Annotated in this window: 19 protein-coding genes; 14 read left to right on the top strand and 5 right to left on the bottom strand. The window is 61.3% G+C overall.

Features of this window, described 5'->3' with window-relative positions:
• The first annotated feature begins 86 nt into the window (after positions 1-86).
• The 7 genes from ACIOMR_RS08845 to ACIOMR_RS08815 all read left to right on the top strand — a co-directional run bounded on the left by ACIOMR_RS08845 (position 87) and on the right by ACIOMR_RS08815 (position 7,929).
• Positions 87-2,315 (top strand): TonB-dependent siderophore receptor, encoded by a 2,229-nt coding sequence (locus ACIOMR_RS08845; RefSeq protein WP_401193519.1) that lies wholly within the window; start codon positions 87-89, stop codon positions 2,313-2,315.
• 5 nt (positions 2,316-2,320) lie between these two features.
• On the top strand, positions 2,321-3,172 hold the full coding sequence (locus tag ACIOMR_RS08840; RefSeq protein ID WP_003218433.1) for a PepSY domain-containing protein: 852 nt from the start codon (positions 2,321-2,323) through the stop codon (positions 3,170-3,172).
• Positions 3,169-4,284: an ABC transporter substrate-binding protein gene (locus ACIOMR_RS08835; protein ID WP_003218435.1), complete on the top strand. Its 1,116-nt coding sequence runs from the start codon at positions 3,169-3,171 to the stop codon at positions 4,282-4,284. Before ACIOMR_RS08840 ends, ACIOMR_RS08835 begins: the two co-directional genes overlap by 4 nt.
• The gene (locus ACIOMR_RS08830; protein WP_023658859.1) at positions 4,281-5,348 is read left to right on the top strand and encodes an iron ABC transporter permease; all 1,068 of its coding nucleotides are present in this window, start codon (positions 4,281-4,283) and stop codon (positions 5,346-5,348) included. The genes ACIOMR_RS08835 and ACIOMR_RS08830 overlap by 4 nt, the downstream gene beginning before the upstream one ends.
• A gap of 26 nt (positions 5,349-5,374) precedes the next feature.
• Positions 5,375-6,154, top strand: a complete 780-nt coding sequence (locus tag ACIOMR_RS08825; RefSeq protein WP_003218440.1) for an ABC transporter ATP-binding protein — start codon at positions 5,375-5,377, stop codon at positions 6,152-6,154.
• Positions 6,155-6,157: 3 nt separating this feature from the next.
• Entirely contained in the window at positions 6,158-7,378 is a 1,221-nt protein-coding gene (locus ACIOMR_RS08820; RefSeq protein WP_003218442.1) for an MFS transporter, read from the top strand.
• A 107-nt stretch (positions 7,379-7,485) separates the two neighbouring features.
• Entirely contained in the window at positions 7,486-7,929 is a 444-nt protein-coding gene (locus ACIOMR_RS08815) for a hypothetical protein (RefSeq protein WP_008436193.1), read from the top strand.
• An 18-nt stretch (positions 7,930-7,947) separates the two neighbouring features.
• Here the strand turns inward: ACIOMR_RS08815 and pssA are convergent, their stop codons facing one another.
• Entirely contained in the window at positions 7,948-9,291 is a 1,344-nt protein-coding gene (gene pssA / locus ACIOMR_RS08810) for a CDP-diacylglycerol--serine O-phosphatidyltransferase (protein ID WP_102369150.1), read from the bottom strand.
• 125 nt (positions 9,292-9,416) lie between these two features.
• Here pssA and ACIOMR_RS08805 point away from each other — a divergent pair, with 125 nt between their 5' ends.
• The gene (locus tag ACIOMR_RS08805; RefSeq protein WP_178913045.1) at positions 9,417-9,968 is read left to right on the top strand and encodes a TetR/AcrR family transcriptional regulator; all 552 of its coding nucleotides are present in this window, start codon (positions 9,417-9,419) and stop codon (positions 9,966-9,968) included.
• 32 nt (positions 9,969-10,000) lie between these two features.
• Positions 10,001-10,480, top strand: a complete 480-nt coding sequence (locus ACIOMR_RS08800; RefSeq protein WP_008436190.1) for a nuclear transport factor 2 family protein — start codon at positions 10,001-10,003, stop codon at positions 10,478-10,480.
• Positions 10,481-10,606: 126 nt separating this feature from the next.
• On the opposite strand, the gene ACIOMR_RS08795 is transcribed toward ACIOMR_RS08800, so the two are convergent.
• Positions 10,607-11,767 carry a PQQ-dependent sugar dehydrogenase gene (locus tag ACIOMR_RS08795; RefSeq protein WP_401193511.1) on the bottom strand — a complete coding sequence of 387 codons (1,161 nt, stop codon included), beginning with the start codon at positions 11,765-11,767 and terminating at the stop codon, positions 10,607-10,609.
• 30 nt (positions 11,768-11,797) lie between these two features.
• Positions 11,798-12,118, bottom strand: coding sequence for a hypothetical protein (locus ACIOMR_RS08790; protein ID WP_177019840.1), 321 nt, complete (start codon positions 12,116-12,118; stop codon positions 11,798-11,800).
• 196 nt (positions 12,119-12,314) lie between these two features.
• Here ACIOMR_RS08790 and ACIOMR_RS08785 point away from each other — a divergent pair, with 196 nt between their 5' ends.
• Together ACIOMR_RS08785 and ligD are read left to right on the top strand one after the other, a co-directional pair.
• Positions 12,315-13,163, top strand: a complete 849-nt coding sequence (locus tag ACIOMR_RS08785) for a Ku protein (RefSeq protein WP_003218456.1) — start codon at positions 12,315-12,317, stop codon at positions 13,161-13,163.
• Between the two features lie 11 nt (positions 13,164-13,174).
• The gene (ligD, locus tag ACIOMR_RS08780; protein WP_401193507.1) at positions 13,175-15,673 is read left to right on the top strand and encodes a DNA ligase D; all 2,499 of its coding nucleotides are present in this window, start codon (positions 13,175-13,177) and stop codon (positions 15,671-15,673) included.
• A gap of 18 nt (positions 15,674-15,691) precedes the next feature.
• Here the strand turns inward: ligD and lpxO are convergent, their stop codons facing one another.
• Both lpxO and ACIOMR_RS08770 read right to left on the bottom strand, forming a co-directional pair.
• Entirely contained in the window at positions 15,692-16,591 is a 900-nt protein-coding gene (lpxO, locus tag ACIOMR_RS08775) for a lipid A hydroxylase LpxO (RefSeq protein WP_008436177.1), read from the bottom strand.
• A 262-nt stretch (positions 16,592-16,853) separates the two neighbouring features.
• Positions 16,854-18,194 (bottom strand): LPS O-antigen chain length determinant protein WzzB, encoded by a 1,341-nt coding sequence (locus ACIOMR_RS08770; RefSeq protein WP_087692674.1) that lies wholly within the window; start codon positions 18,192-18,194, stop codon positions 16,854-16,856.
• Positions 18,195-18,594: 400 nt separating this feature from the next.
• Here ACIOMR_RS08770 and ACIOMR_RS08765 point away from each other — a divergent pair, with 400 nt between their 5' ends.
• The 3 genes from ACIOMR_RS08765 to ACIOMR_RS08755 all read left to right on the top strand — a co-directional run bounded on the left by ACIOMR_RS08765 (position 18,595) and on the right by ACIOMR_RS08755 (position 22,513).
• On the top strand, positions 18,595-18,981 hold the full coding sequence (locus ACIOMR_RS08765; RefSeq protein WP_087692675.1) for a TIGR03067 domain-containing protein: 387 nt from the start codon (positions 18,595-18,597) through the stop codon (positions 18,979-18,981).
• A 541-nt stretch (positions 18,982-19,522) separates the two neighbouring features.
• Positions 19,523-20,761 (top strand): MFS transporter, encoded by a 1,239-nt coding sequence (locus ACIOMR_RS08760; protein WP_003218461.1) that lies wholly within the window; start codon positions 19,523-19,525, stop codon positions 20,759-20,761.
• A gap of 162 nt (positions 20,762-20,923) precedes the next feature.
• Positions 20,924-22,513 carry an ABC-F family ATPase gene (locus ACIOMR_RS08755; RefSeq protein WP_008436174.1) on the top strand — a complete coding sequence of 530 codons (1,590 nt, stop codon included), beginning with the start codon at positions 20,924-20,926 and terminating at the stop codon, positions 22,511-22,513.
• The last annotated feature ends 9 nt before the right edge of the window (positions 22,514-22,522 follow it).

Here is a 22,522-nt window from a genome sequence, read left to right as displayed (position 1 = left end):
CTCGACCCAAAGCAATAGTCCTGCGTCACAACGCCTGGATGAGATACGTTTGCATTCGCATTGAACACCTCATCATGGAGTGAAGCATGGGCACCCGCGTTCTGTACCGAGACACCCCAGGTTTGCCAGTCGATACCGCAGTCCCGCACTTGAAAACCAGTCGCAAGCCCTTGGCAACCCTGATCCATGGCGTTGCCCTGGGCCTGTCGCTGACCCAGATGAACCTTGTGCAGGCCGCCGAGGCGGACACCGATCACGCCCTGGTGCTCGACAGCAGCGTGGTCACCGGGACCCAAGCCGACAGCCCCACCGGACAACAGGCCGGCTACGTGGCCAAGCGTAGCCTCAGCGGGACCAAGACCGACACCGCGCTCAATGAAATCCCCCAGTCGATCTCCGTAGTGACCCGCGACCAGATGGACGCGCAGCAAGTGCAATCGGTGAGCGAAGCGTTGCGCTACACGGCCGGCGTGCAGGCCAACACTACCGCCGCCAGCCAGCGCTTCGACAACCTCTCGATTCGCGGCTTCGACGTGACCAGCACCGGCATGTTGCGCGACGGCTTACGTGGCACCACCACCCAGGCCTGGCCAAAAGCCGAAGCCTATGGCCTGGAACGCATCGACGTGCTCAAGGGCCCGGCCTCGGTGTTGTTCGGCCAGAACGCACCGGGCGGCGTGGTCAACCAGATCAGCAAGCGGCCACTGGACCAGTCGTTCCATGAAGTGCAGCTCCAGGGCGGCAGTTTCGACCGCGCCCAGGGCCAGTTCGACTTCAGCGGGCCACTGGATGACCAGAGGCAATTCCTCTATCGGCTGGTGGGCCTGGAGCGCAGCAGCGGCACCCAGTTCGATCACATCAAGGACGACAAAACCTTCATCGCGCCGTCGTTTACCTGGCGGCCGAACGACGACACCAGCCTGACCGTACTGGCCGATTACTCGGAGGATGAATTCGGCGCGCCCCGGGTGTTCCTGCCGACGGTGGGCACGCTCAAGCCGAACCCGAATGGCAAGGTCAAACACAACGTCTTTCTCGACGAACCCGGCCTGGACAACGGCCGCACGCAATACTCGCTGGGCTACCTGTTGGAGCACCGGATCAACGATGTGTGGAGCCTGAATTCCAGCGCACGTTATGGCCACGTCAACCTGCTGACCAACACCGCCAGCGGCATGTCCCTGGCGCCGGACCTGCGCACCTTGAACCGGTCGGCCTACCGCTTCCGCATCGTCGGCGACGTGTACTCCCTGGACAACAATGCCCAGGCCCGCTGGAACCTTGGCGAGGTGCAGATGGTGTCGCTGCTGGGGGTCGATTACCGGCGCACCCGTGAAGACTATTACCTCAACGGCGGCGCGGCATCGTCGATCGACATCTACAACCCGGTGCACGGGGGTGTGTTCGCGCCGAACACCCCGTTCGCCAGCACCTTGCAGCGCGCCGACCAGACCGGGCTCTACGCCCAGCAGCAGATGACGTTCAACGACCGTTGGGTACTGACCGTCGGCGGTCGCCAGGATCATTCGAGTGCGCGCACCGACAACCGCCTGACCGACACCGGGCAGAAGCAGGACGACAACAAGTTCACCTACCGTGCAGGCCTCGTTTACCTGGCCGACAACGGCCTGTCGCCGTACATCAGCTACGCCACCTCGTTCGACCCGGTGCTCGGCACTGATTTCTACGGCACCAGCTTCAAACCGAGCACCGCCAAGCAGTCGGAAGTCGGCATCAAGTACCAGCCGCCCGGGATCGACAGCTACATCACCCTGTCGCTGTTCGACCTGACCCAGCAGAACGTCAAGACCACCGACCCGAGCAACCCGCTGAACAGCGTGCAGACCGGTGAGGTCAACGTGCGCGGCGTGGAGCTGGAAGGCAAGGCCAGCCTCGCCAAGGGCCTGGACCTGCTGGCAACCCTGACCTACAACGACGCCGAAGTCAGCAAGAGCAACAACCCGCTGGAAAAAGGCAACCGCCCCACCGACACCCCGGAAAAAATGGCGTCGTTGTGGGCTGACTACACCCTGCCCTTTGGCCCGCTCACCGGGCTCGGATTTGGCGTCGGCGTACGCTATATCGGTTCCACCGAGGCCGATGCTGCCAACACTGTGAGCGTGCCCTCCTACACCTTGCTCGACGCGGCGGTGCACTACGATTTCGACAAGCTGATCCCGGCGGCCAAGGGCCTGCGCCTGGCGGTGAATGCCACCAACCTGACCGACAAGCACTATTACGAAGGCTGCTCCCTCTCCAGCTGCAGTGCCGGGTATGACCGCAGTGTCATCGCCAGCCTGCGCTATCGCTGGTAACTGCCATGCGTGGGTGGTGGCTTCGTGTGCATCGATGGCTGGCGCTGAGCGTCGGCCTGCTGCTGGCGCTGATTGGCTTGAGCGGTGCGCTGCTGGAACTCAAGGGGCCGATACTGCGCTGGGAGGTCGGCAGCCAGGCCTTGGACCTGGCTCCGGTTGAACACGGCGCACTGCTGGATGACGCGCAGTGGATCAGCGCGGCACTGGGTGCCTACCCGCAATTTCAGAAAGTCTTTGGCGCCGCAAAACCGCGCCAGGGTTTCCTGGAATCGGACAACGCGATCGTCTTCGGAGCCCTGGAGGATCGGCCCGGCATCGGCATTGCGATGATCGATCCCTACAGTGCCGAGCCACGGGCATTTTTTGTGTTCGATGACCTGTGGCTGGCGAAGCTGGTGGCGCTGCACCGGGCACTGCTGTTGCCGCCGCCCATTGGCGCCGTCGCCCTGTTTGCCTGTGGCCTGGTGCTGCTGGGCTCGGTGGGCAGCGGCCTGTACCTGTGGTGGCCGGGGCGGCGCAGCTGGTGGAAAGCCGCCAGCTTGCGCCCGGGCAGCCAGGGCCTGCGCCGCCTGCGGGAATGGCACAACGTCGCAGCCGCCTGGCTGTGCCTGCCGTTGGCGGTGATTGCCGGCAGCGGCGCCTGGCTGGCCCGGCCCGACTGGTTCTTCGCCAACCCCGCCGCGATCAAACCGCTGTTCTCCGCCGCCCACGGCCACCTGTTGCTCGGGTTGCCCGGCGCGGCCCTGGCCTTTCTTTGCGGCCTGGCATTGCCGCTGCTCTATCTCACCGGGCTGTTGTTGTGGTGGCGCAAACGCGTCCGCCACGTGCGCCCAACTGTTCAAGGAAATTGTTCATGAAACACCCTCTGTTGTTGCAACGCGGCCTGCTGCTCGGTCTTGGCCTGTTAATGAGCGGCCTGGCCTGCGCCCACACCGTCACCGACCTGGCGGGGCGCAAGGTCGACGTACCGGACAAGGTCTCGCATATCCTGCTGGGTGAAGGCCGGATGATCTACTCGCTGTCGCTCCTTGAAGGCAAGAACCCGTTTACCCGCATCGCCGGCTGGCAAGGGGATTTTCGCGGCCTGGACGTGCAGGGTTACGCCGCGTTCCAGAAGCACTTTCCCGAAGCCGACAACGTACCGTTGGTAGGCGGCACCTCCGCCGAAACCTTCAGTGTGGAAAAGGCCCTGGCGGTACACCCGGACCTGGCGATCATGGCCTTGAGCGGCGGCCATGGCCCGAGCCCCGACAGCGAGGCGGTCAAGCAGCTGGAAGCGGCCGGCGTGGCGGTGATTTTCGTCGACTTCAGCGACCATCCGCTGAGCAACACGGTGCCGAGCATGCGCCTGCTGGGCAAGGCTCTGGACCGTAATCAACAAGCCGAGGACTACATCGCGTTTTACCAGGCCTCGCTGGCCAAGGTCACCGATACCCTGGCCAAGGCCGGGACGGTAAAACGGCCGAAGATCTTCATCGACATGCTCGCCGGCCTGCAGGATTGCTGTGGTTCGCCGGGCACCGGCAACTTCGGGGAAATGATCAAGCTCGCGGGTGGCCGGAACATCGCCGACGGGCGCATTCCCGGCCCGATCGGCACATTGAACGTCGAATACATTCTGTCCAGCGATCCGGATGTGTACGTCGCCACCGGCGTATTCGGCCACGGCCAGGGCGGTGTGACCCTCGGCTATTCGGCCACGCCGCAGCAGGCCAACGACAGCCTCAAGCAAGTGTCCCAGCGCGCGCCGCTGAATGAACTGCGGGCGGTACGTGAAGGCAACGTGCATGGCCTCTGGCATATTTTCTATGACTCGCCGGAACACTTGATCGCAGTGCAGGCCCTGGCCAAGTGGCTGCATCCTGAGTTGTTCGCCGACCTGGATCCGGAACAGACCCGAGCCGAATTGTACCGGCGCTTTATGCCAATTCCGGCCAGCGGCGTATTCACCACGAGCCTTGTGCCGTGACGCAGGTGCAAGCCTGTGCGAGCGCCGATGGCGCAGGTGAGCGCTATCGCCACCGCCATGGACGACGGGTATTGCTGTTGTCGGCGCTGGCGTTGGCATTGGTGGTTTCCCTGGCGGTGGACATCACCACCGGGCCTTCCGGCATGAGCCTGACGCGCCTGTTGCAAGTGCTGTGGGACCCGGCTTCGATGCCGCGGGTGGAGGCGGTGATCGTATGGAATGTGCGCCTGCCTTACGCGTTGATGGCGGTACTGGTGGGCGCGGCACTGGCCCTGGCCGGCGCCGAAATGCAGACGGTGCTGGATAACCCGCTGGCCAGCCCGTTCACCCTCGGCGTTTCCGCCGCCGCCGCCTTCGGTGCAGCCCTGGCCATTGTGCTCGGGATGGGCATTCCTGGCGTGCCGGCGCAGTACCTGATTTCGGCCAACGCCTTTCTGTTCGCACTGGCATCGGTGGCATTGCTGTATCTGTTGGCACGCTGGCGTGGGTTTGGTGTGGAGAGCCTGGTGCTGTTCGGGATTGCCCTGGTGTTTGCGTTCAATGCGCTGGTGGCACTGCTGCAGTTTGTGGCGAGCCAGGACAGCCTTCAGCAACTGGTGTTCTGGACCCTGGGCAGCCTGGCCCGGGCGTCCTGGGAAAAGCTCGCGATCCTCGCTGCGGCGTTGCTGCTGTGCCTGCCGTTTTCCCTGCGTCAGAGTTGGGCGTTGACTGCCCTGACCCTGGGCGAGGAACGCGCCCGCAGTTTCGGGATTGATGTCGGCCGCCTGCGGGTGCTGTCGTTGCTGCGCATCAGCCTGCTGTCGGCGCTGGCGGTTTCGTTTGTCGGCACTATCGGTTTTATCGGGCTGATTGCTCCGCATATCGCGCGGCTGTTGGTGGGTGAAGATCACCGCTTGTTCCTGCCAGCGAGCGTGCTCAGCGGTGGCTTGATCCTGTCGATGGCGTCGATTGCCAGCAAGGCATTGATGCCCGGCGTGTTGATTCCGGTGGGGATTGTCACCGCACTGGTGGGAATTCCGTTTTTCATGGCGATTGTGATGCGTAACCGCCGAGGTGCTCTGTGACCGGATTAAGCACACAAGCATTGAGCATGCACTACGGCAGTCGCAGCGTGCTGCAGGACATTCATCTGCCGGCGTTGCTGCCCGGCACCATCACCGCGCTGATCGGCCCCAACGCTGCCGGCAAGTCGACCTTGTTGCGTGGCATCGCCGGACTGCACAAGGCGCACGGCCAGATCTGGCTGGAGGGTGTCGATCTCAATCGCCTGCCGCAAGTCGAGCGCGCGCAACAAGTGGTGTACCTGCCTCAGAGCCTGCCGGAGCGTACGCGCCTGTGCGCCTTCGAAGCGGTACTGAGTGCGGCCATGGCCGGCCATCGCGGCGCGGGTTTTGCGCCTGGGCGGCCGAGCCCGACGGTGCTCAAGGGCGTGGAAAAAATCCTCGCCGACCTCGACCTGACCGCCCTCGCCGACCGCCCGATCGATGCACTTTCCGGTGGCCAGCGCCAACTGGTGGGCCTGGCCCAGGCCCTGGTGCGCCAGCCTCGGGTGTTGCTGCTGGACGAACCCACCAGCGCCCTGGACCTGTATCACCAGTGCCAGGTGGTGGAAGCCATCACCCAGGCCACCCGCGAACGCAACCTGATCACCCTGGTGGTGGTGCACGACATCAACCTCGCCCTGGGCTTCAGTGATCAGGTGGTGGTGTTGCACAACGGTCAGTTGGCCGCTGCCGGGCCACCGCAAGTGGTGATCAATCAGGCGTTGCTGAAAAACGTCTATGGTGTGAGTGGCCGCCTGGAACAGGTGCATGGCCGCCCGCTGGTGATGGTGGATGCACGACTGCCCTTTTCTCCTGCCCTTGGATAACCGATGAACAGCTCCCAAGACGCTGCACTCGCGACTTTGCACACTGACCGCCCATTCAACCTGAGGCCGCTGCTGTTGGCCAACATGGCCTGCACCATGGCGATGATGGCATTTGTCTCGCTGATTGGCCCGATCGCTCGGGTGCTTGGCCTGGCCACCTGGCAGGCAGGTGCGGCGGTCACCGTGTCCGGGGTGATCTGGATGCTTCTGGCTCGTCCATGGGGCCAGGCCAGTGACCGACTGGGCCGGCGCCGTGTGCTGCTGCTGGGCACCGGTGGTTTCACCCTGGCCTACTGGGCGCTGTGCGTGTTTATCGATGCGTCCCTGCAACTGCTGCCATCGGCCATGTTGGCGTTTATCGGGCTGATTCTGGGTCGTGGCCTGATCGGCGTGTTCTACGCTGCGATACCGGTGGGCGGCTATGCGCTGGTGGCCGACAACATTGAGCCTGAGCACCGCGCCAAGGCCATGGCTTCCCTGGGCGCCGCCAACGCCTGCGGCCTGGTGCTGGGCCCGGCGATTGCTGCGCTGTTGGCGCGTCACAGCCTGAGCCTGCCGTTTTATGCGATGGCGGTGTTACCGCTGTTGGGATTCTTGTTGCTGCTGGCCAAATTGCCGCGCCAGGAGCTGCACCTCAAGCAGCCGCCCAAGCCGGTCAACCTCTCGGACCCACGCCTGCGTCGACCGTTGGTGGTGGCGTTTGTCGCGATGCTGTGTGTGTCGATCGCGCAGATAACCGTGGGGTTTTTCGCGTTGGATCGCTTGAAGATGAACCCGGCCGATGCGGCACAAACTGCCGGTATCGCCCTGACCATGGTCGGGCTGGCGTTGATCTGTTCGCAACTGGTAGTGCGCAAACTGGAGTGGCCGCCGCTGCGGATGATTCGCATCGGTGCGGTGGTGTCAGCCCTGGGATTTGCCGGCAGCATGTTCGCTGATACGGCCTGGATCCTGTGGCTGTGCTTTTTTGTGTCCGCGGCCGGCATGGGCTGGATCTTCCCGTCTTTCGCGGCGCTGGCGGCGAATGCGGTGGATGCGTCGGAGCAAGGCGCCACGGCAGGTTCGGTGGGTGCGGCCCAAGGCCTGGGCGTGGTGGTCGGGCCGTTGGCCGGGACCTTGATCTACGCGATCGAACCTCGCCTGCCCTACTTGGTGGCGGCGGCGCTGCTGCTATTGATCGCGTGCTGGCCGGCGGCACGGCAACCAGGTAACACCCCAGGTTGAGCTACCTGTTATTTCTGACAGTAGACGTCCATCCCTGAAAAGCCTCTGATAAAGCGCGTGGCCACAGCATTAGCTGAGGCCACCTACCTTTTCTGGAGACAAGCACCATGAGCGACGACCTGAATGACTTGACGACATTTACTGACAGAAATTGGAATGGCTGGCACCCGGACCGCCCAGACACCGCAAAGCTTGAGCCACGGACGCCTGGGAACGATCACGAGTTCTACCTCACCAATGCATCCGATGCGGTTCATGAGATGGGTATCTCCAAGTCCTACTCATTCATAAAGGGCACTGAATACACAGTGATCTTTGAATACCGGACCCTATCGGAAACGGACATCATCGTGTTGGCGGGAGGCTTGGAGCAAGCATACGGGCCACATCCACCGTCTCCCGGCTGGACGCGCCTGACTGTCCCTCTTCCGTACGTGAAAGAGGACGGAGGCACTCACCCAATCTCAATCAGACTCTGGTCAAGAAGTGCAGGCAGCGAACCCCATCGCTACGACTTGGACAACATTCTTGTCAGGTCGATTCCGGATTAACCTGCAAGGTCACGGGCCCTACAAAATCCGATACAGCAAACGCTCGATCCGCACCCGGCTGACCCGGCGCAAGAACTTGCCGACGGCCGCCGGGTACTCCACCAGGGTTTCCAGCTGCTGGTAGCGCTCAATACGCGAGGTGTGCTGGAAAATCTCGGCAAGCTCGGTGCGCCGAGGCCCTACCCACTCCCCCTTCGGATCATCGATCAGCAAGGCGTTTTCCAGGTCGAGGCGAAACGCTCGTGGGTTGATGTTGTTGCCGGTCAGCAGGGTGTAGCGCTGGTCGACCCACATGCCCTTGAGGTGGTAGGTGTTGTCGCCGTCGCGCCACAGGTGCAGGTTCAGCTGGCCGCTGTCGATCATGCGCTGGTGGCGCTTGGCGAAGCGACGCAGGCTTATTTCGTAGAGATACGGTAGCGCGGCGATGACCTTGAACGGCTCGCTCGGCGGGATGTAGAAGTCGTTGGCAGTCTTGTCGCCAACAATGATGTCAATCTTCACCCCGCGGGCCAGGGCGCGGTTGATTTCCCGGGTCACCGGCAGCGGCAGGTTGAAGTACGGCGTACAGATAGTCAGCTGGTGCTGGGCGCTGGCAATCAGCTCGCAGATCACCCGGCTCAGGGGGTTGTTCTTGCACACGCCCAGCAACGGACTGACCGTCAGGTTGCCGTTGGGCAACTGCCCCGCCGAGGTGTCATACACCGCGTGTTTGAGGCGGCTGCGCAGGTCGCCGATGTCGTTGCGCAGGCTGCGGGTGGTAGGCGGGTTGGGCAGGTCCAGGCGATGCACCGCCTTGGCGGCCACCAGGCCGTGCTCCACCAGGTGCTGCATCGAGTCGGCCAGCGCCTTGTTGTGGATCAGGTGATAACGGTCATAGCGGTACTTGTCGAACTTGTGCAGGTACACGTTATTCAGGCTGGCGCCGCTGTACAGCACGCTGTCATCGATCACGAAGCCCTTGAGGTGCAGCACGCCGAACAGTTCGCGGGTTTGCACCGGCACCCCATACACCGGCACTTCGGTGCTGTGGGACTCGGTCATTGCCTGGTACCAGGCGCTGTTGCCCGGCTGCTTGCCGGCGCCGATCAAACCGCGCTGGGCCCGTAGCGAGTCGACCACCACCACGATATCCAGCCCGGGCCGGGCGGCCTTGGCAGCGTGCAACGCGTCGTAGATCTCTTGCCCCGCCTCATCCTGCTGCAGGTACAACGCTACGATGTAGATGCGCTGGGTGGCCTGGGAAATTTTCTCCAGCAGGCAACGGCGGTACTCGGCGGCGCCGGACAGCACCTCGATCGCGTCGGGCGTGAGGGGAAAACCGCGCAGCTTGGGCAACAGGGAGCGTTTGAATAACGACGGCATAGGGCTCGCAATGGGTCGAATCCGAAGGACTCCAGAGCTTACACCATGGGCTGGCTCAGGTCTTCCCGCCCAGGGTTAAAAATAATTAATTGACCAAGGAGAACGATCGTTCTACTGTAATCTCCATGAACGATATCACTCGCGACATTATCCTCGACGTTACCGAAAAGTTGATCTACCGAAATGGCATCGCTGCCACCGGCATGGATCTTCTGGTGAAAACCGCCGGCGTCTCCAGAAAGAGCGTCTACCGCTACTTCGCCAACAAGGACGAACTGGTGATTGCCGCCCTGCAACGCCGCGACGAGCGCTGGATGCAGTGGCTGCGCAACGAAGTTGAACACCACGCCACCACAGGCGAGCGCCTGCTGGGTGTGTTCAGCGCGTTGAAAACCTGGTTCGGCTCCGATGACTTTCGCGGCTGCGCCTTCATCAACACCAGCGGCGAGACCGGCGACCCGCACAACCCGGTGCGCCAACTGGCCAAGGCCCATAAACAGAAACTGTTCGAGTACGCCCTCGAACTGTGTCAAGCACATGGCACCCCCGACCCGGAACGCCAGGCCGCGCACCTGCTGATCCTGATTGATGGCGCCATTACCGTTGCCCTGGTGATGGGCGACACCACCGCTGCCGATAATGCGCAATCCATGGCGCGAACCCTATTGCAACTTTGACCTGACTTTTAAACCTGTTAAGGAGCCGTCCCATGTCATCCAACGCAGAAATACGCCCGCCGTTGCCGCCGTTTACCCGTGAGTCGGCGATTGAGAAAGTTCGCCTGGCCGAAGACGGCTGGAACTCCCGGGACCCGCAACGGGTGTCCCTGGCCTATACCCTGGATACCCAATGGCGCAACCGCGCCGAGTTCGCCCACAACCGCGAAGAGGCCAAGGCCTTCCTGACCCGCAAATGGGCCAAAGAGCTGGATTATCGGTTGATCAAGGAGTTGTGGGCGTTTACCGGCAACCGCATTGCGGTGCGCTATGCCTATGAATGGCATGACGACTCCGGCAACTGGTTCCGCTCCTACGGCAACGAGAACTGGGAGTTTGACGAGAACGGCTTGATGGCGAACCGGTTTGCCTGCATCAACGACATGCCGATCAAGGAAAGCGAGCGCAAGTTCCACTGGCCGCTGGGGCGGCGTCCGGATGAGCATCCGGGGTTGTCGGAGCTTGGGTTGTAGGCTCGACGCTACACAACTGTGGGAGCGGGCTTGCTCGCGAAGGCAATGGCTCAGCCAACATCTCCAGCGACTGACCCACCGCTTTCGCGAGCAAGCCCGCTCCCACATTGGTATTTGCCGTATCCGTCAGTCCTGGTTCAAACCCACCCGATACAACACGCCGTTATCTTCATCCGTGAGCACATACAGGTAACCATCCGGGCCCTGGCGCACATCGCGGATCCGCGCTTTCAGGCCGCCCAGCAGTCGCTCTTCGTGGATGACCTTGTCCCCATCGAACTGCAAGCGAATCAACTCCTGGCTGACCAATGCCCCGATAAACACGTTGTGCTGCCAGGCCTTGAACCGGTCGGCGTCGTAGAACGCCATGCCGCTCACACCCGGGGATTTTTCCCAGACGTGGTGGGGTGCAACGGTGCCTTCGACTGTCTTGCCCTTGGCCTCGGGAATCGGCGTCAGGGAATAGTTGATGCCATGGGTCGCCAGCGGCCAGCCGTAGTTTTTCCCTCGTTCAATGATATTGATCTCATCCCCGCCGCGCGGGCCGTGTTCGTTTTCCCAGAGTGTGCCGCTCCACGGGTTGAGTGCCGCACCCTGGGGGTTACGCTGGCCGTAGGACCAGATTTCCGGCCTCACGCCTTCCTGGCCGACAAAGGGGTTGTCTTCCGGTATACGACCATCCGGGAAGATCCGCACCACTTTGCCTTGCAGCTTGTCGAGGTCCTGGGCGGTGGGCCGGTCGTTGTTTTCCCCAAGGGTCACAAACAGGTAACCATCGCGGTCAAACACCAGCCGCGAGCCGAAGTGGTTGCCCGTGGACAGCTTGGGCTCCTGACGCAGGATCACCTTGAAGTCTTGCAGGCCGCTCAGGTCATCGCTCAAGCGCCCACGCCCGACTGCGGTGCCTGCGGTGCCATTCGTGCCGCCGCCCTCGGCGTAGGACAGGTACACCAGGCGGTCCTCCTTGAAGTCCGGCGACAGCACCACGTCCAGCAGGCCGCCCTGCCCTTTGGCAAACACCTTCGGCACGCCACTCAGGGGCGCGGACAGTTTGCCTTCCGGGCTGACAAACCGCAGGTTGCCGGGACGTTCGGTGACCAGGAAGCCTTGCTTGTCCGGCAGGAACGCCACCGCCCACGGGTGATCGAGACCCTTGGCAATCGGGGTGACGGTGATACTCCCTTGCTCGCTGGGAAACTGTTGGGGGGCGGCCGCCGAGACAGGCAGCGCCAGGGGCAGCAAGGCAGCGGCGCAGAAGGTCGCTAGAAGGGTTTTGCGTAACAGCATACGGTGGGTTTCCTTGTCGTCTTTACACACTCAATCGCCGCGATTGCCATTGGCGTCACGGGTGGGAGTCTTGGGCTGGATAGCCGGCGGGGTCTGCGCGCCGTCACGGCGCTGGACGCTGTTGCCGATACCGCCGTTTTGCAGGGTCGGCGGCCGCTGTGCCGGCGGAATATAGCTGCCTCGCGCTGCCGGCGCGTTGGGCTGGGTGCCCTGCATGCTGTTGGGGTTGGCCTGGTGGATGGGGCCGTTGTAGGGGTTGTTGCTGCTGCCGGGCAGGTTTTGCGCCTGTGCCAACGAACTCAAGGCCAGGCCCAACGCCAATACGGCAAGGTTGCGCAAACGGGTGTTCATGACAAAGCCTCTCTGGGCGCAAGTAATACGTGCTTTCGATAACACGCTACGCCTTGGGTTCGGCTTTGGTAACTAAATAGTTTCTCATCAGGTGTAACACGATCTGTCTGAAACCCTGGTGCCAGCCGGCTGGCCAGGGAAACTTTTGCCGAATCCGCCCTGTCACCTGAAGACCACACACTTCAGGAATACCGACATGCCACGGGCTATCTGGAAAGGCGCAATCAGTTTTGGCTTGGTGCACATCCCCGTGTCACTGGTCTCGGCCACGTCCTCCCAGGGCGTCGACTTCGACTGGCTGGACAAACGCAGCATGGACCCGGTGGGTTACAAGCGCATCAACAAGACCACCGGCAAGGAAGTCACCAAGGAGAATATCGTCAAGGGCGTGGCCTACGAGAAAGGTCGCTACGTGATCCTCAGCGAAGACGAAATCCGCTCGGCCCACCCCAAGTCCACCCAGACCATCGAAATCATCGCGTTTGTGGCCAGCGACCAGATCCCGTTGCAGAACATCGACACGCCCTACTTCCTGGCCCCCGACAAGCGCGGCGGCAAGGTCTATGCCCTGCTGCGCGAAACCCTGAAGAAAACCCGCAAGGTCGCCCTGGCCAACGTGGTGCTGCACACCAAGCAGCACCTGGCGGCACTGATGCCGCTGGAGTCGGCGCTGGTGCTGGTGATGCTGCGCTGGCCTGCCGAAGTGCGTGGCCTGGACGAGTTGGAATTGGGCAGCGACGTGACCAAACCGACATTGGCCAAGGGCGAACTCGACATGGCCAAGCGTCTGGTGGAAGACATGAGTGCCGACTGGCAGCCGGACGAATACCGCGACAGCTTCCAGGAAAAGATCATGGCGCTGGTGGCGAAGAAGGCCAAGGCCGGCAAGATCGAAGACGTGGAATCCAGCGAAGGTGTCGACGAGCGCAAATCTGCGGACGTGATCGACCTGACGGAGTTGCTCAAGCGCAGCCTGGCCGGCAAGCCCGCGACCAAGGCTGCAGCCAAGAAACCTGCCGCGAAAAAGACCAGCAAGGCTTCATGAGGTAGACCGCCATGGCCAAGCCCCTGAGTGAATACAACGCCAAGCGCGACTTCGACGTGACCGCCGAACCCGCCGGCAGTGCGCCTCGCGCCAGGAACCGGGCGCATGCCCTGTCGTTCGTGATTCAAAAGCACGATGCGCGCAACCTGCATTATGACTTTCGCCTGGAGCTCGACGGCGTCCTCAAAAGCTGGGCGGTGCCCAAGGGCCCAAGCCTCGACCCGAGCCAGAAGCGCCTCGCGGTGCATGTGGAAGATCATCCATTGGGCTACGGCAGTTTCGAGGGCAGCATTCCGGCAGGCCAATACGGCGCTGGCGATGTGATCGTGTGGGATCGCGGTGTATGGCAGCCCCACGATGACCCGCACAAGGCCTACGCGGCCGGCAAGCTGAAGTTCAGCCTGATCGGCGAAAAACTGGCAGGCGACTGGACGCTGGTGCGCACCCGACTCAAGGGCAGCGGCGACAAGGAGCAGTGGTTGTTGATCAAGGAGAACGATCAGGAGGCACGCCCGGTGGCTGACTACGATGTGGTCCAGGCTGAACCGAAAAGCGTGCTGAGCGACGCAACGGTAGGGGCTGCGAAAAAGCCCGCAGCGCCGAAGAAAGCCAGGCGCAAGCCCTCAACCGCCCTGCCCGATCAACTCGCGCCACAGCTGGCGACACTGGTGGACCGTGCACCGGAAGGCGATTGGGTGTACGAGATCAAATTCGACGGCTATCGCATCCTCGCACGGATTCGCGATGGCGAAGTTCGGCTGTTCACCCGCAATGGCCATGACTGGACCGATCGCCTGCCACGCCAGGCCAAGGCCCTGGAAGCCCTGAAGCTCAAGGACAGTTGGCTTGACGGTGAGGTGGTCAGCCTGAACGCCGACGGGCTGCCGGATTTCCAGGCGCTGCAGAACGCTTTTGATATCGGCCGCAGCCTGGACATTGTCTATTACCTGTTCGATGCGCCGTTCCTCGATGGCCGCGACCAGCGCGAAGCCGCTGTCGAAGAGCGCCGCACCGCGCTGAAGGACGCGGTTAGCCGCAGCAAGAGCAAGCTGCTGCGCTTCTCCGAGTCCTTTGCTGCCAACCAGCGGGATATCTTCGAAAGTGCCTGCGACCTGGCGCTGGAGGGCGTGATCGGCAAACGTGCCGGCAGCCCGTACGTTTCCAGGCGCAGCCCGGACTGGATCAAGCTCAAGTGCCGCCTGCGCCAGGAATTCGTGATCGTAGGGTTCACTCGCCCGCAAGGTTCGCGCAGCGGGTTTGGCGCGCTGTTGCTGGCGGTCAATGATGACAGCGACCTGGTGTATGCCGGGCGCGTAGGTACCGGATTCGATCAGGCCGCGCTGAAAAAGATCAGTGCACAGTTGAAGGCGCTGGAACGCCAGACTTCACCGCTGGCCAAGCCCCTGACCAGTGCCCAGGCACGCGGCGTGCACTGGGTCGAGCCGCAGCTGGTGGGCGAAGTGCAATTTGCCGAATGGACCCGCGAAGGTGTGGTGCGCCAGGCGGCGTTTGTCGGGCTGCGCACCGACAAGCCGGCGGAGCAGATTGTGCATGAGCAGCCGCGGACGGCCAAATCGCTGAAGGAAAAACCCCGCAAAAAGACGGCGGGCACCGGCGCCGTGGCTGGGGTCAGGATTACCCATCCGGACCGAGTCATCGATGCCCAGAGCGCTACACAGAAACTGCAACTGGCACAGTTCTATGAGGGCATCAGCGAATGGCTCCTGCCCTTTCTGCGCAACCGGCCGGTATCCTTGCTCAGGGCACCGGAAGGCATTGCCGGCGAACAGTTTTTCCAGAAGCACTCCGAGCGCCTGGCGATCCCGAATATCAAGCAACTGGACCAGGCCCTGGACCCGGGCCATGCGCGGCTGATGGAAATCGACAGCCCGGCTGCGCTCATCGGTGCCGTGCAGATGGGTACCGTCGAGTTGCATACCTGGGGCGCTACCGCTGACAAGATTGAAACCCCGGACCTGTTTGTGCTCGACCTCGACCCGGACCCGGCACTGCCGTGGAAAAGCATGCTTGAAGCGGCGCAACTGACCTTGTCGGTACTCGATGAACTGGGGCTTGAAGCGTTCGTCAAGACCAGCGGCGGCAAAGGCCTGCACCTGGTGGTGCCGCTGGCGCGCCGCGATGGCTGGGACTCGGTAAAAGCCTTCGCCAAGGCCATCGCCCAGTTCATGACGCTGCAGTTGCCTGAACGCTTTACCGCGACTTCGGGCCCGAAGAATCGCGTGGGCAAGATCTTCATCGACTACCTGCGCAACGCCCGGGGCGCCAGCACGGTAGCCGCCTACTCGGTGCGGGCGCGGCCCGGCCTGCCGGTATCGGTACCGGTGAGTCGTGATGAGTTGAAGAGTTTGCACAGCGCCCAACAATGGACGGTGGCTAACCTGCACGAGCGTTTGCAGGGTTTGAAGAAGGACCCGTGGGCGGGTTATGCCAATCGGCAGAAGATCAGCAAGAAGATGTGGGAGAAGCTGGGGGCGCATCCGCCAGGCTGATGCGCTCCGCTGCCCGGTTCAGATGAGGATGAAGATCGCGGCCAGGCCGGCAAAGATCGCCCATTTTTCCAGGTAGTAACGGGTGCGGTTGCGTTTCTTCAACTCCTTGCCCCGCAGGCGAATCTTGTACAGGCGGGTAAACGCACGGTTCAGGCCGCCGGTCTTGTCACCGGCATCGTTGGGCGAACCGGCCGCAGCCATCACGTTGCGGCTGAACCAACGGTTGAACGCGGCCGCCCAGCGGTACTTCATCGGGCGTTCGATATCGCAGAACAGAATGATCCGGTTCTGCTCGGTGGTGTTTTCGGCGTAGTGGATGAAGGTCTCGTCAAACATCACCGGCTCACCATCGCGCCAGTAGTAGTTTTCACCGTCCACGTTGATGTAGCAGCCCGGAGAGTTGGGCGTGTCCAGGCCCAGGTGGTAACGGTAGGAACCGGCATACGGGTCACGATGGCGTACCAGCTTTGAGCCCGGTGGCAGCTCGGCAAACATCGCGGCCTTGATCGAGCCGATGCTTTGCACCAGCTCGGTGGTGCGCGGGCACAGCTTCATCGCCGAAGGATGGCTGTCGCCGTACCACTTCAAATAGAAACGCTTCCAGCCCGACTTGAAGAACGAATTGAAACCCACGTCATTGTACTGGTCGGAGCGCTTGATCTCGCCTGCGCGCAGCAGGTTCTGGCCTTCCTCGCGGATCTCTTGCCAATGCTCCTGAAGCGGGCTCAGGTCGGGAAAGTCGCTGGGGGACAGGTACGGTCGGCTGGGCAGTTTGGAAAAGAGGTAGAGAAAGCAGTTCACCGGAGCCAGGAAGGTCGAGTGATCGCTGAGCTGGCGCCCCAGCTTGTGGCGCACCCGGCCACGCAGGTGGACATACGCAATAGAGGCAACGTAGAGAGCAACAATGATGAGTTTCAAGGTATTCGTCACAAGTCAGAAGAGAACAGGCTGCTCCCGCGTGCCCACAACGGCCGAGGATTGAAGATGCAGCACCTGAAATCACAATTCACAAAACCGGCAACACGAACGGCTGGGTGACAATCCGGTCGTGGCCATTGGCAGCTATTTTAGCCACACTTTGTAACCAAAGGTTAATCAAGATTTGTGAAAAGGTGTCCAGTGAGTGTGCCAGGAACAGCAGCAGCGGGCTTGCCGGGCGGCCTGCCCGCTGCTGAAGGCGTCAGCTTTTCGGTTCATCATCCTTGCGTGTACGCAGAGAAAGCCGATATTCATCCAACTCCGAGTAGGGTACGGCTTCGCGTCGTGCCAGCAGATGGCGGCCCAGCGCAATCAGTACGCCCACGGTCAACCCTGCCAGCAGGCTCAGTATCATAACCAGGGCTTTCTTGGGCTTGATCGGGCTCAGCGGCTCTTGGGCACGACGGTCAATGGTTACCAGCTTGAGGCCACTCATGTCGATATTGAGGCCTCGCAAACGCGCGACTTCCGCTCGTAACGGTTCAACATCCTGCAAGAAAATGTCTTCATTCCCGCGATTTTTCAGCACCTCCACTTCACGGTTGACCTCCAGCATCTGCAACTCTTTGCCAATCTGTGCAATGCGGCTGTTGGTAAAGTCGTCGCTGGTACGCGCCTGCAACGCGGCACGTTCCGCCTCAAGCGCCTCTGTACCGAGGAAGTACAGCGGGATTTTCTGGTTGTTGACCTCGGTGCGCATTACTTGATTCGAGCCGCTACGCGAGGCATCTGCCATGGAAGAAGGAGTGGTCGGGGTCTTGATGCCCATCGACTTGGCGATGGAAATGGCCTCCGCCAGCTCTGCCAGCCGGTCCGTGCGCTCCATTTTCATCTGTAAGCGCAGGGCACCCAGTTCGTCCTCCAGCTTGGCCCGTTTGAGCCTGTCGGCTTCAAGCAGCTTGGCAATCTTCGATTCCTTGTCGGTTTCGTAATTGGAGCGCGCCGCGTCGATTTTGCCCTTGAGTTCGTTCAAGCGGTTATTGACGATCACTTTAAGGTCAGCACCGACCTGGGCACGTTCCGAATCAATTGCGTAGTCTACAAAGCCGTTGAGAATCGCTACCCCGTCGATGTCTGCCGGGTATTCCAGCTCAAGCTTGATATAGCTGCTCAGGGAGTCGGACTTCTTGGGATCGGGCAGGCTCAGGTTGATGGAGTTTCGATTGAATTCTTCAAAACTCTGCTCGAGGCTTTGCCCGGTTTTCTGGAACGCCTTGAACAGGTCCTCATGGGACTTGAAAAACCCCAGGCGCGCTTCGTATGAGTCCAGTTGCGCCCCCACTTTGTTCAGGGCGTCGGCCGGCGGCAACTTATAGACTTCGGAGCGGTTCAGAGCATCCAGCTCATTGATGGCAGCCGGGCGCAGCACACTGCTGACCTGATACTCCCGCGGGGCCAGAAAAGCGTAGCCCGCCCCCAGCACCCCCGCCAGAATCGTACACCCCAGCACCAACTTCTTTTGCCGCCAGATACCATGACACAGTTCAAACAGATCAATTTCGTCCGATGCCGCATGAGCGTGGAGCCGAGGAGTTTTATTCAAAACTGATGCACCTTAAAAAGTCGACAGTCAGCGGTCACACATATTCATCAAATACTGAATGGCCGCTTGAAAATCAGGGACAACGCCCTGTACACAAGACACGAACGGTCTACCGATGGTCATCGGACCACCTCGGTCATGGAAAAATCCCACATCACCGTAGATTGTTTTCGTTCAGATTACGCAGGAGCCCCTACCCTGGTGCTGAGCGTAGACGAACTTGTAAAGAACCGTTTCCGAATCAACGCACAAAATGGCGCTAAATACCCGTGAATACTGGGAAAATTCGTACGCAACAAAGAGAAACCAGACAATTCTCACAAAATCGATTCAGCTTATCCGTCAGGCATCTACGCACCAAGGTATTGACTGCTCGTTTTTTAACCAAAAAGGAATTTATATGACACCTGCTTCAAATGCGGATTTCCAGGCGCTCCAGGGCGCATGGGAGCAAACGGCACTGGAAGACAATGGCGCGCTCAATCCCACGGATGAACACAGCGCGCCAGGCGCGATCACGACAATCTCGGGCGATCAATTCCAGGTGGTGACGGTCGACGGCGAGGTTTTACTGGCAGGCAGCTTCACGCTCGATGCCAGCACGGCACCCAAAAGCATTACCTGGGTTGACTCGATGGGAGAGGATGCCGGCAAGCAGTTACCCGCGAGTTACCGGCTGGAAGGTGATCACTTCGTGTTTATTGCGGCAGATGAAGGCATGCCCCGCCCTACCCGCTTCAGTACCGGCCCAGGGCAAACCATGCGCACGTTCGTGCGCAAACCCTGACACGGAGATACATCCGTTCCTGCGACATGGTTTTCACATGGCCTTCACGTGTTGACCTATAGGGTGAAGGCTACCTACTCCAGTGAACACCTTGGCCCGTCTACCCCACGGGCCTTTTTTTGCCTGCACAGCAGCCAATCAGCACGGGCGCTTGATGGCGGTGGGGGTGTAGCACGGGGCAGCTGAGCGGGCTGGTTTTGATACCTGGGCTGACAGCATGTCCATTGCGTCTCCAATATGTTCCGGTCATTGCGACAAAAGAAGTCCGCCCTACACCGAAAGCCTCGCCATCCTTGAACCGGTAAAGAGCCTTCACTGTAGGGCGAACGGACGGAAAATAAGCCAGGCTTATTGGATGTTCAACTGTTAACAATAAAAAGCCCTGAAAAAGCCTCGATCAGCGCTATTTTTCGATGCAAATGGCTCCACTTTGTAAATGTTTTTGCTTGTATTGCCATACGAGTGCAACGCCGCCTTCAGAAACTATACCTTCACGCCATGGGTCACTACTGCTACCGACCTCTTGCCTGAAGACCGTGCCATGGCTACTCGCTCTGACCTGCGCAACACCCTGTCCCTGGACAGCCTGAACTTCTTCCTGGCGGACGTGCGTGACGGACTGGGGCCGTACCTGGCGATTTATCTGCTGGCCGTGCACCACTGGGACCCCGCCAGCATCGGCGTGGTCATGACCCTGGCCGGCATCGCGGCCCTGCTCACCCAGACGCCGGCCGGCGCATTGATTGACCGAACCCGCAGCAAACGGGCAGTGATCGTGATCGCCGCGCTGCTGGTGACTGCCAGTTGCCTGCTCCTGCCCTTCGTCAGCTCCTTCAGCCTGGTGGCGCTGACCCAGGCGGCCAGTGCAGCGGCGGCCTCGGTGTTTGCGCCGGCCATCTCGGCGATTTCCCTCGGGATCACCGGGCCGCGCGCTTTTACCCGGCGCACCGGCCGCAATGAAACCTTCAACCACGCCGGCAACGCGGTGGCGGCCCTCCTCGCCGGTGGATTTGCCTACCTGTTCGGCCCGGTGGCGGTGTTCTATCTGATGGCAGTCATGGCTGCGGCGAGTGTCATCGCGGTCAGCTGCGTGTCAGCCCAGGCAATCGACCACGAAGTCGCACGGGGTTTCGACCCTGCGCATGGCACCGGCCATGAACAACCGTCGGGGTTGGCCGTGCTTCTGGCGAACAAGCCCTTGATGCTGTTTGCCATCTGCTGCGCGCTGTTTCACCTGGCCAATGCGGCCATGCTGCCGCTGGTCAGCCAGAAGCTGTCGCAGATCAACCTGCAGATGGCCACGCCGCTGACCTCGGCCTGCATCGTCGCGGCCCAGTTGGTGATGGTGCCGGTGGCCTGGCTGGTGGGCGTGAAGGCCGACGTGTGGGGGCGCAAGCCGTTGCTGCTCGCCGGTTTCATGATCCTGCCGCTGCGGGGCGTGTTGTATACGCTGTCCAGTGATCCTTATTGGCTGGTGGCGGTGCAGATGCTTGACGGGGTCGGTGCCGGGGTGTTCGGCGCGCTGTTTCCGGTGATCGTCAAAGACCTCACCCAGGGCACCGGACGCTTCAATGTCAGCCTGGGCGCGCTGTCCACGGCATTCGGCCTCGGGGCGGCCTTGAGCAGCAGCCTGGCAGGTTTTGTCGTGCAGTGGGCGGGTTACAACGCCGCGTTCCTGACCCTGGCCGGCGTGGCGGCCGTCGCATTGGGGCTGGTGTGGGTGGCAATGCCGGAGACTCGGGCGAATCCATCCGTGCAGCGCCATACAACTCCCGCCTGACATATGCGACAATGCGCGCCAAATTCCAACATGCACCCATTTTTCTGCTCAGCGACTGGGCCCCAAGCCTTGATGTCGCTGCCGACGTATGCCCGTTGGCCTGGGCCACAAAATGGGCCCGGCTCAAATTAGCGCACTCCAAGCTATTGATAGGTAAAGTAATTGATCTCCACAGCTAACATCACCATGCAGTTCGGCGCCAAGCCGCTATTTGAGAACGTTTCGGTCAAGTTCGGCGCAGGCAACCGTTATGGCCTGATCGGTGCCAACGGTTGCGGCAAGTCGACTTTCATGAAAATCCTCGGTGGCGACCTCGACCCGTCGGGCGGCCAGGTCATGCTGGAGCCGAACGTGCGCCTGGGTAAACTGCGCCAGGACCAGTTCGCCTACGAAGAATTCACCGTACTCGACACCGTGATCATGGGTCACGAAGAGCTGTGGAAGGTCAAGGCCGAGCGCGACCGCATCTACTCGCTGCCGGAAATGACCGAAGACGACGGCATGGCCGTGGCCGAGCTGGAAACCGACTTCGCCGAGATGGACGGCTACACCGCCGAATCCCGCGCCGGTGAGTTGCTGCTGGGCCTGGGTATCGGCATCGAGCAGCACAACGGCCCGATGAGTGAAGTGTCACCAGGCTGGAAGCTGCGTGTATTGCTGGCCCAGGCACTGTTTTCCGATCCGGAAGTGTTGCTGCTCGACGAGCCAACCAACCACCTGGACATCAACACCATCCGCTGGCTGGAAAACATCCTGACCCAGCGTAACAGCCTGATGATCATCATCTCTCACGACCGTCACTTCCTGAACAGCGTCTGCACCCACATGGCCGACCTGGACTACGGCGAGCTGCGCCTGTTCCCGGGCAACTACGACGAATACATGACCGTGGCGACCCAGTCCCGCGAGCAGTTGCTGTCGGACAACGCCAAGAAGAAAGCGCAGATCTCCGAGCTGCAATCCTTCGTCAGCCGCTTCTCGGCCAACGCCTCGAAAGCCAAGCAGGCCACTTCCCGTGCCAAGGCGATCGACAAGATCCAGCTGGCCGAAGTCAAGCCATCGAGCCGCGTCAGCCCGTTCATCCGCTTCGACCAGACCAAGAAGCTCCACCGTCAGGCGGTCATCGTCGATCGCATGGCCAAGGGCTTTGACGGCAAGACGCTGTTCAAGGACTTCAGCTTCCAGGTTGAAGCCGGCGAGCGCGTGGCGATCATTGGCCCGAACGGTATCGGCAAGACCACCCTGCTGCGTACCCTGGTCAACGAACTGACCCCGGATGCCGGTACGGTCAAGTGGACCGACGCGGCTGAACTGGGCTATTACGCCCAGGACCATGCTTCGGACTTCGAAGACGAGTCCAACCTGTTCGACTGGATGGGCCGCTGGACCAAGGAAGGCGAGCAAGTGGTTCGCGGTACCCTGGGCCGCATGCTGTTCTCCAACGACGAGATCCTGAAGTCGGTGAAGGTGATTTCCGGTGGCGAGCAAGGTCGCATGCTGTTCGGCAAGCTGATCCTGCAAAAGCCGAACGTGCTGATCATGGACGAGCCGACCAACCACTTGGACATGGAGTCCATCGAGGCGCTGAACCTGGCGTTGGAGAACTACCCGGGTACGCTGATCTTTGTCAGCCATGACCGGGAGTTTGTGTCGTCCCTGGCCACCCGCATCATCGAGCTGAGCCCGAGTGGGGTGATCGACTTCAGCGGGACTTATGACGATTACCTGCGTAGTCAGGGTGTGGTTTTCTAAGAGCCGCCG

The sequence above is a fragment of the Pseudomonas sp. NPDC087814 genome (assembly GCF_044742865.1).
Taxonomy (GTDB): domain Bacteria; phylum Pseudomonadota; class Gammaproteobacteria; order Pseudomonadales; family Pseudomonadaceae; genus Aquipseudomonas.
Note: the sequence above shows the minus strand (reverse complement) of the source record. Positions and strands in the feature narration are given on the sequence as shown.